This window comes from Labilibaculum filiforme (assembly GCF_002843315.1).
Taxonomy (GTDB): domain Bacteria; phylum Bacteroidota; class Bacteroidia; order Bacteroidales; family Marinifilaceae; genus Labilibaculum; species Labilibaculum filiforme.
This window is the reverse complement of record NZ_MVDD01000009.1, coordinates 152,033-170,881: the sequence shown is the minus strand read 5'-3', so window position 1 is coordinate 170,881 and position 18,849 is coordinate 152,033. Positions and strand designations below refer to the sequence as shown.

Below are 18,849 nucleotides of genomic sequence, written 5' to 3'. Positions count from 1 at the left end.
ATCTGCAATACTAATTGTATAAGCATCATCATCATTGATAGTTGCTGTTGCACTTCCAGTTCCGATTGTTACTTGCTGTGCATTTGCTTCACTAATTGTAATTGCTGCAGTAAAGCTTTCCTGAGCTTCTGCAATATTATCACCAAGAATCTCAACAGGAATATCAATACTTGTTGTTCCTGCTAAAATTGTATAATTCTGATTCGTTTGTGCTGTAAAATCAGTCCCAATTGCACTTGAGTTAGTTGTTGAAAAACTGATCACAACATCTTCTTGAGCTGTTCCATTCATGGTGGCTACAAAATTGTGATCTGCATCGGCATCCGTTTCATTCACGGTGATATCTGCAATACTAATTGTATAAGCATCATCATCGTTGATAGTTGCAGTAGCACTTCCCGTTCCGATTGTTATTGGTTGTGCATTGGCATTACTAATAGTGATTGCTGCAGAGAAATTTTCCTGAGCTTCTGCAATATTATCGCCCAATATTGCTACTGGAATGTTCACGCTTGTACTTCCCGCAAGAATGGTATAATTCTGAGCTGTTTGTGCTGTAAAATCAGTTCCAACTGCACTTGAGTTAGTTGTTGTAAAACTGATCACAACATCCGCCTGAGCAGTTCCATTCATGGTAGCCACAAAATTGTGATCTGCATCGGCATCCGTTTCATTCACGGTGATATCTGCAATACTAATTGTATAAGCATCATCATCGTTGATAGTTGCCGCAGCACTTCCAGTTCCGATTGTTACTTGCTGTGCATTTGCTTCACTAATTGTAATTGCTGCAGTAAAGCTTTCCTGAGCTTCTGCAATATTATCACCAAGAATCTCAACAGGAATATCAATACTTGTTGTTCCTGCTAAAATTGTATAATTCTGATTCGTTTGTGCTGTAAAATCAGTCCCAATTGCACTTGAGTTAGTTGTTGAAAAACTGATCACAACATCTTCTTGAGCAGTTCCATTCATGGTAGCCACAAAATTGTGATCTGCATTAGCATCGGTTTCACTTACAGTAATATCTGCAATACTAATTGTATAAGCATCATCATCGCTGATAGTTGCCGTTGCTTCTGCATCTAAAATAGTCACTTGTTGACCATTAGCATTGGTAATTGCAATTGTTCCTGTAAAAGTTTCTGTCGCCTCTGCAATATCATTACCCAAGATAGAAACTGGTATACTTACACTTGTTTCTCCGGCTAATATGGTATAACTAACTGGTGATTGAGCTGTAATATCTGCTCCTGTTGTTGAAACGTGCCCCGTTGTAAAGCTAATCACAACATCGCTTTGAGCAACTCCGGTCATTGTTACTGTAAAGTCATGATCAAAGTCTGCATCAGTTTCTGTTATCGAAGGCTCATCTGCAATACTAATTGTATAGGCGTCATTATCAATAATTGTTCCTAAACCTTGCGCTTTAGAAATTGACACTCCCGATTGACCATTCTTAATTAAGTTGGTCAAATTAATATGATACTCTTCTGTAGCCTCTGCAATAGTATTTTCAATTATACCGACAGTGATCGTTTGAGTACTACTATTAGCTCCTCCAAAGGTAAATGTTGTTGCTGGTATCGCAGTATAGTCAGAAGGTTCAGAAGCACTTAAATTAGCCGTAGCATAATCTACTGTATAATCATTCTGTACCGCACCTGTTTGAGTAATTGTAAAAGTCGCTGTTCCAGCAGATTCATTTACCGAAATATCATCAATTGATAAAGTAGCAAGATCATTATCTGTAATTGTTCCAGTTGCGTCAACTGTAGCTCCACCACCTGTCAAGGAAATATCTTGATTGTTCTTAACGAGATTACTAAGTCTACCAATTATAGTCTCTGATGGCTCAACAATACCATCATTCGTTAAGGAAACAGAAACAGTCTGGCTATTTGCATTACCTGCTCCAAAATTAAGCGTTGTTGTACTCACAGCAGTATAATCTGATCCAGCCAATGCTGTTCCATCAACCGTTACGAAATCTACTGAAACTGCATTCTGAACAGAACGATTTAAAGCAATTGTAAAATTAGCTGTTCCAGCATCTTCATCAACTGTAAATCCAGTAATGGAAAGAATAGCGGCATCATTATCATTAATCGTTCCGGTAGCAGTATCTGTTCCCAGACTAATCTGTTGACCATTCTTATTAACAATGGCAATTTTCCCTGTGAAAGCTTCTTGAGGCTCATTAACTAAATCTCCAATCACTACCACCGGAATATTAACACTTAAATTACCTGGACTAATTGTGTACTCTTTCAAAGACTGAGCTATAAAATCGCTACCCGCTTCTGCAGTTCCTTCTGTTGTTGTGAAGCTAATAACAACAGGATACTGTGCCTCGATATCCATGCTAGCAACAAAATTATAAGATATGTTAGCATCGGTTTCTAATTCTGTAAATCCAGCAAGATTAATTGCTGTTACCTCATCATCATCAGTAATTGTTCCCAATCCCTGAGAATCGCCTCCAGTAAATGAAGCACTTCCAGTACATACAATATTACTCAAATCAACATTGTATGTCTCGGTTGATTCTGCAATTTCATTATCAATAATTGGAATCGTGATCGTTTCTGTTGCTCCATTCAAAGATCCTGCAATAAAAGTTAGCGTATTTGTTACTTTGGTATAATCACTAGTTTGTTCAGCGGTAACATTATTCGTTGTAAAATCGACCGTTAAGGCATCCTGAATATTACCCGATAAAGTAACTGTAAACACTGCATTACCTCCTACTACATTTTCTGCAACCTCTACATCATTAATGGCAACGCTTGCAGCCTCATTATCGGTAATAGTTCCTGTTGCAGTCGCATCCGAAATGGTAACCAAACCACCCGTAATTCCACTTAAGCTTATCGTATAAGTTTCAGTTGGCTCTACATAATCATCATCTGCTATAGTAACAGTAAAAGTCTTAGTAGCTCCATCAACCGAACCAGCAGGGAATATTAAAGTACCTGAGGATAAAGAATAATCAGTTCCAACTAAAGCACTAGGACTAGAATTATCACTTGTTGTATAATCTACAGAAAATTCATCTTGAATATTACCAGTTAACGTTACTGTATAAGTAGCTAATCCACCAGCAATATTTTCAGCAACACTTACATCCGCAATAGCGATACTTGCTGCATCATTATCCGTAATGGTATAAACAGCATTTGCATCAACAACAGTAACTTGCTGACTATTAGTGTTAGTTAAAGAAATTGCCCCATTGAAAGCTTCTTGCGGTTCTAAAATCTCATCCCCTAAAACATCCACTGGGATATTTACTGATTTACTTCCTGCAGGAATTGTAAGGACAATATTTGCTTGTGCCGTGTAATCTAATGTTGTTTTTGCTGTTCCATCTGAAGTATTAAATTCTAATACCACATCTTTTTCAGCAGCTATATTCGTACTTACAACATAGTTTACCGATTGTGTTCCTTCAGTTTCTATTACCGTTTTATCTAGTAATGAAACTTGCATTTCATCGTTATCATTGATTGTACTTGTAGCACTTGCAGTTGTTATCACTACCTGCTGTCCATTCAAAGTATTTAATGCAATTATTCCATCAAAATCTTCTGTTGACTCAGCAATCACATCTCCCGATATTGTAATCGGAATATTTGTGTTATCCGTTGAGCTTGCGGCTAATGTAATTATTGCATCCGTTTGAGCTGTATAATCGGCTGTATTTTTCGCCGTATTTTCTGTTGTAGAAAACAACAAACCAATTGGTGACTGAGAAGCAATATCTCGACTAACAAAGAAATTTTGAACTTGAGAACCATCGGTCTCAGTAACCGTAAAGCCATTAAGAACCAAATGTACAATATCATTATCTGTAATTGTACCTGTACCTAAAGGATCAGAAATAGCTACTCCTAATTGCCCATTAATATTAAGATCTGTTAGGTTAATAGAATAAGTTTCTGTTGCCTCTGCAATAGTATTCTCAATAATATCAACAGTAAAGGTCTGAATGTTATCATTTATTCCTCCAAAAGTCAATTCTGTTGCTGCAATTGCAGTGTAATCACTTGTTGATTCTGCTGTAGCATTCGCAGTTGAATAATTCAATGTGAAATCATTCTGAACTGTACCTGTTAGAGTAACTGTAAACATAGCTATCCCTGCCGATTCCGCAACAGGCATATCATTAATAACAATACTTGCAGTATCATTATCTTCAATTGTTCCGGTCGCTTGCGCAGTAGAAATTGTTACAGCTTGGTTTTTCGCATCTATTTTATTGCTAATTGTTCCTTTCAAAATTTCGGTAGGTTCAACAATAACACCATCTAAAATGCTTACAGTAACAGTTTGCGTTAAGGCATTTGCTCCACCAAATGAAAGTGCCGTACCACCAGTTTTTGTAACAGCCGTATAATCATTTGCATCCAGAGCTGTATTATCAGATGTGGCAAAATCAATTGTAAATGCATCCTGAACAGCTTGATCCATCGTTATGGTAAAATCAGCAGTCCCGGCTGATTCATCAACACTAAAACCTGTAATAGAAATAACTGCAGCATCATCATTTGTGATGGTTCCTGTTCCAACTCCTTCAGTTGCTGAAATACTAATAGCTGGATCAGTTGCTCCATTAACTCTAGCATTAATTAAATTCACATCAAAAATTTCATCCAATTCAATTACTTCATCCCCATTTATAGGAATACTAATTGTTTGAACCTCTCCTGCTGTTCCAACAAAAGTTAAAGTTCCTGATTTTGCATCGTAATCATTATTTGCAATCGTTGCTGTATTATCAGCCGTTGCATAATCAACAGTTACACCTAACTCAACAGGATTACTTAAAGTAACATTAAACACTAATTGTTTAACTCCTGAATCTCCCTCAGTAATTGAAGGATCTGAAATAGTCAATTCTGATGTATCATCATTTTCAATTGTACCTATTCCTGTTTTTCCTGCTGGAAGTATACTCACATTTCGACCAGGAGCATTTATTGAACTAAGCACAACATTAAAAATCTCATCGGGTTCAAGTGCAACATCTCCATTTATTGCTACTGATATTGTTTGAGTTTCATTTAAAGTATTACCTATGAAAGCTAATGAACCTCCAGTACCTGCATAATCACTCGGTGATTTTGCAGTTCCATTCTGAGTATAGTACGAAACCGAATAGGTCCCAACAACTTCTGCTCCACTATGAGTAACCGTAAACTCAAAATTGGTAGTACTACCATTACCTTCAAGTATAGAAACATCATCAATAGAGAGTGTTGCTGCATCATTATCCGTATTCATTACAGACACATTATCTGGATCGTTTACTTTAGTAATATCCTTATAAATTGGATCGCTTGTATTGGTTCTATCAGCAGTCAAGTTTATAGAATAAGTAATATCACCATCAACAACAATATCTTCAACGCTTGTAACGGTTACTGTTTGAGGAGTATCCCAATTAGCAGCAGTAAAAATAAGTTGAGTTTTATCAATTGTTCCTTCACTTGTATCGCCACTTTCTAAATCAACAACTACGTTATAATCTATTACATCTGTTGCAGGCTTACTCGTTAGAACAACTGTAAAAGCTACTGTACTTACTGCAGTCTCGCTTGTAATTAATGTTAATGGGGTTACAATAAATCCTGCTGTATCATCATCAACATTATTCATGCTTACATCAGCAACGACTAGATTAATATATTTTGGATCGGTTGATGACGTATTTCCTGTAGTGATAGAATAATCTATGTCTGCATCATCAATATCATCATCTACTCCTGTTACTGTAACAGTTTGAGCTGTATCCCAATTGGCAGGAGTAAAAGTTAATGTTGTAGAACTTGAAACATATCCTTCTGTTGAATCGTCACTTGCAAGAGTAATAGTAACGTTTTGTGTAGGTTCCGTATTTAAAACAAGATCAAAAGAACCTGTACTTTCATCTTCTCCTGTACTATCATCATTTACTGTTACAGTTACTCCAGCAGTATCATTATCCAAGTTTTTAGCGGTTACATAAGTTGGATCTGCTTGCTCATACCCAGAATAATCTTGTGTCCCTGCTTCGTTAATTGACAATGTAATATTGTAATCAATATCGTCATCATCAACATCATCATTAACACCTGTTACACGCACAGTTTGTGCAACATTCCAGGTGGTAGCATCAAAGGTTAACTGTGTAATATTTACGATCCCCTCTCCTTCATTATCACTTACCACATCAATTACAACTATACCCGTAGGTGCTGATTTTAATGTAACTGTAAATTCTTCGTAAGTTTCATCCTCGGATGTTTCAACACTTGCTTTACTTGCAAGAATAGATCCTCCACTTGCATTAACTGTAATTGTATAGGCACACAATACAGAATTGCCCGCGGCATCAATCGCATGATAATTAACCGTAGTTGTTCCAATATTATAATCTAATCCATTAACTGGATTCGTTGTTCCACTTGTTGGGTTATTTACTGATCCTGTTCCTACTGAAGCTCCGGTTAATTCCCAATCGAATATCGTTACTTCACAATTGTCACTATACTCTGAAGCAGGAATATCCGAAATAGTGACAAAAGTGGCGCCACTTCCTGCTAACTTCGAAATATTGGACGGACATGAAGTAAATTCTGGATTTTGGTCATCAGCAACAACAACATCAAAACTAGTAACCCGATCATTATTTCCATGATCATCAGAAGCTGTCCAAGTAACTGTTGTTGTTCCTTTATTAAATACAATTCCATTTAAAGTATTTCCTGTACCAATCGTAGCACCTGTTAATTCATAAGACATTGAACTAACTATTCCACAATTGTCCGTTGGATTCCATAAATCATCGGAATGAGCATAAGAACATAAATCATTGTCTGTTGTTACATTTCGATCTGTAAGATCATCAACTGTTGGCCCCTGTTCATCCTTAATAGTAATTACTGAAGAACAAGTTGTTTCATTCCCAGCAGCATCGGTAACCTTCAAATAAACTGTTTGAGACGATGGATCGGCACAAGAATAAGTCACAAAAGGAACATATCCAGACAATTCTAATTTCGATACTTCTATGGTGAACGAACAATTATCACTTGAACCATTGTCCACTTGAGAAGCTGAAACAGCAGCAAGCCCTTGTCGATTTAAGGATACTGTAAGATCTTGACAAGTTGCAACAGGATCAATAACATCCTGAACAGTTACCGTAGCATTACAGGTTGAAGTATTTCCATTATTATCAGTTACTGTTAATACCACTGTATTCGTACCCAAATCATCACAATCAAAACTTGTAATATCAAGAGCTAAACTTGCAATACCACAAGCATCGTTTGATCCATTATCAATAGCTGCTGCAGTAATAGAAGCATTACCACTAGCATCAAGCTGAACTGTAAGATCTTGACAAACTACAACAGGATCAATCTTGTCTTCTACTGTTACCGTAGATGTACAAGTTGAAACATTGCTATTATTATCGGTAACTGTTAAAGTAACTGTATGATCACCAACTTGAGAACAATCAAAAGTCGATATATCAATCGTTCTGGAGGCTATTCCACATGCATCATATGAACCATTATCTAAGTCATCAACAGTAATTGTAGCATTGCCAGTAGCGTCGAGCTGAACAGTAATATCCTGACAAGTTGCCGTTGGTGCAACATTATCCTCAACTGTAACTTGAGCAATACAATCGTCGGAATTTCCAAAAGCATCGGTTACGGTTAAAGTAACTGGTATAGATGCACCAATATCGGAACAAGTAAAATTATTAGGAGTTACCACTTTACTATCGATACTACAGTTATCTGTTGAACCATTATCAATATCATTACCAACAATACTTGCGTTTCCATCTGCATTCAACTGTACGGTAATATCCTTACAATTAGCAACTGGGAATATATTATCTTCGACAGTTACAGTGGATGTACACGTATCTTCATTTCCACTTTCGTCAGTTACGGTTAAGGTTACCGTATTGTTGCCTAGATTGGCACAAGTAAAATCTGTTTTATCAATCGAAATTGCAGGAGAAGCATCACAAGCATCATAGGAACCATTATCGACCTGGGCTACAGTTATATTAGCATTACCCATTGCATCTAGCTGAATAGTAACATCTTGACAAATTGCGTTTGGTTTTTGAGCATCTGTTACATTTACGGTAAATGAACAAGTCTCCGTATTTCCAGAACCATCCATTGCAATGCAAGTAACAGTTGTGATGCCTTTTTGAAAAGTTTGACCATTTAAAGTTGTAATTGTTCCATGATCCAATGTTGCACCATCGAGAACATATCCCACTCCAACTATTGAATTACAACCATCTGCAGCAATTGCATTCCAAGTATCATCAGTATGTGTATAAGTGCAGATATCAGTATCTGTATTTACAGACTGCTCTCCTGAAACGCATGATAATGAAGGATTTACATTGTCCTCTACCGTAACAGTTGCATTACAAGAAGCTGTATTGCCATAAATATCTGTAACCGTAAGAGTTACTATATTTTCCCCTTCATTGGCACAGTCAAAAGTAGTTTTATCGATACTCAGACTAGCAATTCCGCAGGCATCGTACGAATTATCATCAATTTGCTCTGCTGTTAAACTAGCCTTTCCTGTTGCATCCAATTGGAGAATCAAATTCTGACAAACAGCTGTTGGTGCGGTATTATCAACAACCGTAATGGAAGTACTACATTCGTCGTAATTTCCTTGCGGATCGGTTACTCGCAGTGTTACTTCATTTGATCCTATGTTACTACAATCAAAACTATTAGGCGTAATTACTTTAGTGAGATTACAATTATCTGTTGATCCTAATGAAATTGCATCAATATCATCCGAATTAAAAGTATAATCTCCATTTGCATCTAAATATATAGTAATTGGATTACAAACAGCCGTTGGTGCACGATTATCCTCAACTGTAACTAAAGCATTGCAATTTGAGCTATTTCCACTATTATCTGTTACAGTTAATTCAACCGTATTTACACCAACATGAGCACAATCAAAACTAGTTTGAGAAGCAACTACAGATTGAATTCCGCATTCATCGGTAGAACCTCCATCCAACTGACTTGAACTAATTTTTGCTTGCCCCAAAACATCAAGTTGAATGGTAATATCCTTACAAACAACATTTGGCGGTATAACATCCTCAATCGTAACTACCGCATTACATGAAGATGAATTTCCATAAATATCTGTTACTGTAAGTTGTACATTATTCTCACCAACATCGCTACATGAAAAAGTTGTTGGAAAAACGGTTGTTGATGCAATACCACTTGGGTCTGTTGTTCCCAAAGAAATAGCATCAATATTATCGCTAGTTAAAGAATATGCTCCCGAAGCATCTAAACTAAGCGTAATATTATTACATATTACTGCTGGAGCTTCTTCATCTACAACAGTTACCAAGAAACTACCTGTATTTGTATTTCCGTAAATATCAGTAGCTTCCCAAACGATCTCATTTGTTCCAACAGGAATTTGTACCCCATCAATAGAAGTATTACCATCCGTACCAACCTGAGCATTGGAACCAATTTTATAGGTAATCTTTTCAATATCGCAATTATCTGTTACAAGTGGATTCCAATTATCTGTACCTAAAACAGTATAATATGCTTCCCCTAAATCTGTTGTTCTATTTTGATTCGAAACTGCAGTTACACTTGGAATTTCAACATCCGAAATAGTGAAAACCGTTGTACAAGTACTACTTATATTACCGCTTAAATCATACAATCTCCAAGTTACCGTTGTTGTTGGATTACTCAAAGTTCCCACGGGAATAGAAACTCCTGAAAGACTGGTCGTTAAATCAGTACCAACTTCTACATCTGTATTAATTTGATAAGTTAATTTTTGCAAACCGTTGTTATCCAAAAATCCATACGGATCAGATTCAGAACCCTTTACTTCATAGGAGCAAGCATCTAAATCTGCATTTTTAATCTGCGTTCCATTTGGACAGTTGGTAATCACAGGAGCTTCATCATCTGTTACGATAATTTGAATGCTGCAATCATCTGTATTCCCCGCCTCATCCGTCACAGTCCATGTGACATCTGTAGTTCCCACCGGAAAATTTGCCTCTTTTAAAGTATTGCTATCATTAAAATCATTGGTAATCGTTGCTCCACAATTATCAGAGAATGTTGGATCAAACTCAGTTCCAGGTGTCGCATAATATGATTTAGTTGCTGTTGTAGTTCTAGTAAATGGAGAACCTAACGGACAAGTAATTACTGGATTTTCAGTATCTTCTACAGTCACATTGAAGGTGTGAATCAATTGATTACCAACACTATCAACAACAATGTAAGTTACTGATGTAACTCCAACAGGAAAAGTTGATCCTGAAGTAGCATCAGCAGGACTAACAGTGATTGTTAAAGGAGCCGTTGTACCATAATCAATAAAAACAGGTGGTGTATAATTAACTACTGCATTACATGAATCTATTTCATTACTAACAATTGTATTCTGCGCATCAGTTAACAAAACTGGAGGCTCATTATCAACCACAGTTACATGAAATTGGGCTTCACTTCTATTTCCACTATCATCTTGAGCGTACCATGTAATTACATTTTCGCCAAGCGGTAATTCAAGTCCATTTAAGGTAGCCAAGCTATATTCATTAACCAACTTCGTTACAATACCACAATTATCAAAAGCAGTAACCTCATCAAATTCGTCGCCTTGTACGGTATAAAAATTTTCATTTAAATCGGTACTTTTTACCTGATTACCAAGCACTACAATAATAGGTGCTTCTACATCTTTAATGGTTAATACAAAAGAACAACTAGTTGCATTTCCTTTTGCATCAGTTACCGTCCAGGTTATTTCAGTTTCGCCTGTTACTCCTGCACCAGAACCTCTAGGTATTTTAACTCCTGAAAGCGTATTATTTCCCGTTCTCTCAAGACCAGTAACCGCATCGGTAAAACTCCAGATCACCGAAGCAATACTACAATTATCACTATAACCAATTGGATCAAACTCATTTCCTAAAACTAGGTAGGAACAAGTTCCATCATCAGCATCTCTTGATTGATCAGTAATACAAGAAATTATAGGATCGATATCGGTAACAATTACGTCAAAAACACATGTTGATACATTGTCTTTATTATCCGTTGCAGTATAAGTGACCTCTGTTGTTCCAACCTCAAAAAGACTTCCAGACGAATGAGATGATGTAAAACTCTTCATCCCACTACAGTCATCGGTTGCAATTAAAGCAGGCCAATTAACTACAGCCTTACAATTACTGCCTGAAGCCTGAAGTGTAATTGTTGAAGGACAATTAGAGATAACAGGTCCCTCATTATCTGTTACTGTTACCTTTTGAATATAAACGCTTGTGTTTCCAGCCTCATCAGAAATTTCCCATCGAACATTTGTTGTGCCAATTAAAAATGGACTAGGAGCATCGTTGCTAATTACTAAATCGCCCTGAGCGGTACAATTATCTGTTGCAACAGGATTAGAAAGGGAATAATTGCTATAGCACTTACCTGGATCAACATCTAAATCAACATCTACAGGAAAAGGATTAATTACTGGAGCAACATCATCATTCACAACAATTTGATGACTACAAGTACTAGTATACGTAGTGCCTCCTATTATTTGTGCAGCAGTCCAAACTACAGTAGTTGCACCTTTAGGAAATTCAGCTCCATCTAAAGTCGTGTTTGATGGTGCCGAAGCAAAATTGTGCGTTAAAGTTCTATCATCAATTACCGATAAATTAGTAATTGTTGGATCTAAACTTCCTCCTACCTGTGTATAAGAACACGAATTATCGGCAGTAGAAGCATATAATGTACTTGGACAATCTAGCAATGGATCAAATGAATCCACTATTGTGATATTAACAGTACAATTATCTGTATTTCCGCCTTGATCGGTCGCCGTCCAAATTACTGCATGATCGCCAATCGTGAAATTGGTTCCATTTAAGTAACTGGTATTTGTTTTATTATTCAGATAAGATGCAAGCGAACAATTATCCGTTACATCAGGCTTAAATTCACTTCCTACCGAAGTATAATAATCGACATACAAATTATTAAATTCGCGATAATAAGTATCTGCAGGACAATCAATAACTGGATCAACATTATCGTTCACCGTGACTTTTTGAGTGTGTGATACCTGGTTACCTCTTGTATCTCTTACCCTCCAAGTAATATTTGTTGTTCCAATATCAAAAGTAGTACCGCTAGGAGTTCTCCAAGTAGTAATCCCAGTAGACTCATCGCAATTATCTGTAGCAGTAGGTGTTCCAACATTTACCCCTGTTGCAGAACAAGAACCAGCATCCGCATCAACAGTTATGTCTTCAGGCCAACTTACCGTTGGATCCTCATTATCATATACCGTAATATTATAAGTACAACAGCTATTAGCATTAGCACCAGAAGTCGAAGTCCAAATAATATCTGTTACTCCTTTTGGAAATACTGCTCCATCCAACGTATTAGCACTAGGAGCATAAGGAGTACTACTTGCATTTGAAGTTTGAATATTATGACTTAAAGTAGCCGTTGAAGTAACATCAAAATCTGTTCCTGATACAGTGTAAGTACATGCTCCCAAATCAGTACCAACACGAGTATTCTCCCGACAAGTAACGGCTGGTGGATCATCTGAATTAACTGTAACTACAACTGTACAAGTACTTACATTTCCGGCTTTATCTGTTGCTGTCCAAACTATTGTATGAACACCAACAGGAAATTCCACATTGTCCAAACTCGATGAACCATTATAATCGTTCTCTTGACTTTGAATACCAGAACAATCGGTGGTATAATAAGGGCCAAATTCTTTTCCATTAACGGTATAATAAGTCTGACCTTCATCTGCTTGTCTGCAAATATCGTTGGGTGACGGACACGTAATAGAAGGACCATCATCATCGGTCACTGTCACTATTTGTGTGGCAGTATTATAATTATCGTGAATGTCTCTAATTGTCCAGCTTACATTTGTTACTCCAATTGGGTAACTAGAAGGTGCATTGTTCCAATAACCTGAAACGCCACAATTATCAGTTCTTGTTGGCACTCCCAAATCAACTCCAGTAGCATAACAACCCGAATTAGTTGTAGCTACAACATCGGCGGCTGGTATAATAACAGGTAATTCAGTATCGTTTAAAAATACATAAAAACTGCAATCGTTGGTATACACTTCTCCATCAACAGTTTGAGTTGCTGTCCAAGTAACCAGAGTCGTTCCATAAATAAAAACAGCTCCCTCCAAAGTACTTAGATGATTATAATTATTTGTAAGAGTAGCACCTGCACTAGTTGAGGTGGCATCGAACTCGGTACCAACAACAGTATAGTCGCACTCTTCGCTTGATTTTGATTGATCGCCAACACAAGTTATAGAAGGATACAAATCTTCAATTACATTAACAACTACCGTACAAACTGTTGCATTTCCTGTCGCATCTGTGGCAGTCCAAACAATATTATTAGCACCAGAACTAAGTTGAGCCCCTGTTAAAGATGAAGTGTTTGTAATATTATTGGTAAATGTAAATAAACAATTATCCGAAGCAATTGGCCTAAACTCACCAACTCCAACGGTATAATAATTTTGTCCGGAATCGACTACTCGTGTATAGGAACTCGCCGGACATGAAATCACAGGATCCGTTTCGTCACTAACTGTAATCGAAATTGTTTTTATTAATGAATTCCCATAATAATCAGCAATAGTCCAAGTAACATCTGTTGTCCCTACTGGAAATAGTTCATGAGCTAAGGTTTTATAATTATTATAATCATTGGTAATCCTGAAATTATCCGGTGTACAATTATCCTGAATATCAAAAGGATCAAACTCTGTTCCCGAAGCCGAATAAAAACAAGATGTAGAAGATGTAGCTCGTGCAGCTGTTTCCAGCAAATCGTATGAAGGAGATGAAATATCATTTACCTTAAACTGATACTGCATAATACTCACATTACCAAAATTATCCGTCACCTTCCAAACTACAACAGTCACTCCCACAGGAAATTTAAAGCCATCCAAACTTGCCGTATTATTTTGATTATTGATGATACTTGCAATACCACAATTATCGCTATAACTAACTGGATTAAAGTCTGTTCCTACAACCTCATAATAACAAACATCCGCAGGAGCGTCTTTTTCCTGATCTGCAACCTGAGAAATTAGTGGAAAAGTATTATCTTCTATCGAAATTGTAAAATTACAGGTTTCTGTATTTCCACTTAAATCAGTTACCGTCCACACAACATCATGCTCTCCCACGTCAAGAATTTCACCTGCAAGACTTGTTGAGGCTCCTCCCGAAATTCCATCAAGAGTATATGTAATTGAAAGATCAACTAAATCATCGCAATTATCTTCCATCTCGGTTGGATCGAACTCTGCTCCATCAATCGTATATTCGCATGAATTAGAAGGAATGTTTCTTACTTCATTTCCATAACAAACAAAAGAAGGTACTTGAGCATCTGAAATCAAAATGGTAAATGGAGTAGATACAACGGTATTTCCATTCACATCAGAAAGTGTCCAAATAATAGAATAAGGATTTGAATCTTTAGGTAATTGTAAATTAGCCAAAGTATTACTACCTGTCTTATAGCTTGTTCCATTTTTTGTTATCTCATAAGTAGGTGCAAGGTAATCACAGTTGTCATCAATTTCGCTTAAATCAAAAGTGGTTCCTGAAATAGTAAAATAACACTGTCCTGGATCTGTATTGAACTCATAAGCATAACTATCTACGTCACTTCCTGTTGGTTGCGTATAAGTTGGATCCTGAATGTCGGTAACTTTAATAGTTAGCATACAAGTCGATGTATTTACACCATCCGTTGCAGTCCATAAAATATCGTGCTCTCCTACCGGTATATTCTTCCCTTCTAAACTAGATGAACCATCAAAGTCATTCGTTAGCTTCAAATTACATTCATCAGAAGCAATTGCATTAAGTTCTGTTCCTTGTACGGTATAAAAACAAGATCCATTATCGGCATTTTTTTCGAAGGGACCAGAAGGACAAGCAAGAACTGGCGCTGTTTGATCGGCAACGATCACATTAAAAGTCATATAGGTAATTAATCCAGCAGCATCGATTGCTCGATATCGAATTTGAGTTGTTCCTGTTTGAAAAGTACTTCCACTTGCAGGACCTAATATTCTATTCAACTGAACTCCCGGACAATTGTCTGTAGCTATTGGCTCTGTCCAACTTACCACTGCAGTACATTCTCCTTCATCCACGTTCCGGGTAATATTTGCAATTTGTGTAATTATTGGCAGATCATCATCTTGTACTGTTACTTGAAAAGTACGAGTACTTGTATTTACACCATCGCTAGCAGTCCAAACTACCGAATTAGTTCCTTTTTCGAAAGCATAAGCATCTAAACTAGTTGCACTTACAGCCGTAGCGCCATTTACAGAATAAGTTAGTGAAGTTACGGCACAATTATCGGTAACAGTAACGTCAAATTCACCATTTTTTGCAGTATAAGCACAATCTGTATCGGTTCCACGGTTTTTATTTGTTGTGGCAGAAATTATTGGAGCCTGATTATCGAGAACTGTAATTGTAAAAGCCAAAGAAGCTTCCTGAGAATTTCCACTTCCATCAGCTGCTGTCCAAGTAATTACATTCTCCCCTTTTGATAATAACTTTCCCGACAAAGAACCCGTTCCACTTAAAGTAGAAGCACCACTAACCGAATAAGAAAGTACAGTTCCCGAACAATTATCAGTTACAATTGGATCAAACTCTGCTCCATTTATAATATAATGGCATTCTGAAGAACTTGTATTTACTGATTTTGAAACCGTTCCCGATGTTGCAGTAATTACAGGTTTAATTTGATCTGTAACTGTAACGATAGCATCACAAGTACTTGTATTTCCTGCCGCATCTTTCACTGTTAATTTAACCGTATTCTCTCCTTTATTGGAACAATTGAATGAAGTTTTACTCAAAGACATGATTAAATCTTCAGAAGCAGTACAATTATCTGAAGACAAATTATTAATATCAGCGACAGTTAAAGTTGCAAGTCCTGAAGCATTAAGTTGTAACGCAAATGGTTTACAAACAACAATAGGATATTCATTATCAATCACTTTTACAGTAAACGTGCAAACATCACTTAAATTAGTCGCCTCATCCTCTACAGAGTAGGTAACTGTAGTTATTCCTGTTGAAAAAGAAGATCCTGGCAAATGAGATTTTGTCCAGATAAGGCTTCCCGAACAATTATCGGTTACCGTTGGCTCAGTCCATGTTACAATTTTGGAACATGCCCCCTCTTCCGTATTTATCACAATATCCGAAGGACAATCAACTATTATTGGTTTTTGATCATCGGTAACTGTTACGGTAAAAGAACATTCTTCACTACTATTGTTAGCCTCATCTTTAACAGAATAACTTACTAGTGTTGTTCCAAGAGGAAATATACTTCCAGATGGATGCGATTTTGTCCAAACAAGATTTGTTTTCGAAGTACAATTATCGGTTCCAATCGGTTCTGTCCAAGAAACCTTTGCAGTACAAACTCCGGCATCACTAGTGCGATTAATATCTGAAGGACAATTTGTTATGCTTGGTTTTTCAACATCAGATACAGTTATTGTAAAACTTTCGGAATAAGTTCTACCAACAGCATCAGTAGCTATATAAGTAATCGTAGTTTCACCAACAGGAAAAACAGAACCACTAGCATCGCCAGCCGTTTGAACAATTGAATGACCAGAACAATTATCAGCAGACGTTGGTTCTATCCAACTAAGCACAGCTCCACAAATTCCAGCATCGTTATTCACCACCATATTGGAAGGTAAATCAACAATGGTAGGATCTTCTATATCTGTTACAGTAACGGTAAAACTACAATCTACATAATTATCTGAGGCATCAGTTACCCGAAACGTATTTGTAGTCACTCCAATAGGAAATTCAGCTCCTGAAGCTAGACCAGCAATTTGAACTGTTGTTGAAGCTCCGCAATTATCTGTACCAACAGGAGTTGTATAATTAACGACAGCACCGCAATTTCCTACACCAGCATCCAAAGCAATATTTTCGGGACAAGAAATAGTTGGTAATTCAACATCATTAACAGTTACTGTAAAACTTTCAGAATAAGTATTTCCAGCAATATCTGTTGCAAGATAAGTTACCGTGGTCACTCCAATCGGAAATTCAGTGCCATTCGCCATTCCTGATGTTTGCGCAATACTATGTCCGGAGCAATTATCGTCAGAAATAGGTTCTGTCCAACTAACTGTTGCTCCACATACACCAGGCTCATTATCCAAAACAATATTTTCAGGTAAATTAATTATCGTTGGATCCTGTGTATCAAGTACGGTGACTGTAAATGTACAAGTAGCAACATTTTCACTTTCATCTTCAGCACTTATTGATAGTAATTGTTCAGATCCATGACCACTACTCAAGATAGTACCTGGCGCAGGAGATTGAACCAAAGAAATATTCCCGGAAGAAGTACAGTTATCGCTTGCAACTATGCCTAAACTACTAATGTAATTAGGCAATGTAGCATCGCAAGTTCCCACATTGACCTCTAAATTTTGATTGCTTGGGCAATTCGAAAAGGAAGGTGCTGTATTATCATTCACCGTAATTGTAAAACTCCATTGAGAAGTATTATCACTAGCATCTTTTGCGGTCCATACAATTAAGTTATCTCCTTTATTAAGACTAATCCCATTTAAAGAAGTTGTATTGTCGGTACCAACAGCAGTAGCGCCGTTAATAGTATAAGTAAGTAATGTTAGTTCACAATTATCAGATAAAATTGTTGGATCGTATCTAGTATCTGGTATAGTATAATTACAATTTAAATTAGAAGTAGAAATAGTCTCGTTTGTGGCACTACCAGAAATCACAGGATCAATGATATCCTTAACTGTAACCACAGCAATGCAAGAATTAGAATTTCCCTTGGCATCTTCAACTGTTAAGCTTACATTATTGGTTCCTAAATCAGCGCAGGTAAAATCGGCTTTACTAATTGTTCTGCTGGTAATTCCACAATTATCTGTTGAATTATTATCAATATCCGAAGCTAACAATGTTGCTTCTCCAGATGCATCAAGAAAAAGATCAATATCTTTACAATTCGCAACAGGATCTTCATTATCAATAAGAATAGTAATAGGCTGTTCGATAGTACATCCCTCTTCGCTAACAGCAACAAGAACATATGGTGTATCAGCACTAATATTACCAATATATGGCAAGTCGGCTACTTTAGTTGTTTTCGAACTATTCCATAATTCGATATGATCTTCACCCGCAGCGGTAGCTGTTATATCAAAAGGAACATCGGCACAAACAGATTCCATTGGGCTTGTAAGTAATAAATTGGAAGGCAGTGGATTTACGATAATGGTAATTGTAGTGGCATCAACTGGCAAATACGTATCGAACTGATCCCTCACACTCACCAAAGAATACGTAGTACTACTGGTTGGAGAGATAACTATCGCATCTCCACCATAAAATTCACTTCCACTATCCCCATCACTTGAATAATTCAATACCTCAATAGAATTTGTTCCGTCGAAGTAAATTATTTTATAAGGTCCCACACTTGCCCCAATAATAACCTGTAAACTAGTACTTTCTCCAATACAAATAGAAGAATCTCCTTTATTTGTAATAAAAGCATCTTGAGCATTCAGATTACTTGTAGCTCCTATTAACAATATCGTAATAAGAGCTAATTTAAAGCAGGATGAAAAAAAATGGGCTTGAGAGATAGTTAAACGTAGAATTGTAATCAT

1 protein-coding gene (running past one end of the window) is annotated in these 18,849 nt (G+C 36.8%); it reads right to left on the bottom strand.

The window, feature by feature from the left end; genetic code table 11:
* A protein-coding gene (locus BZG02_RS13575) for a Calx-beta domain-containing protein (RefSeq protein ID WP_101261982.1) crosses the window boundary here: on the bottom strand, positions 1-18,849 show its 5' portion. The gene continues 8,325 nt to the left of window position 1, outside the view; 18,849 of the gene's 27,174 nt are visible here — the first part of the coding sequence; the start codon lies at positions 18,847-18,849; the stop codon falls past the left edge of the window.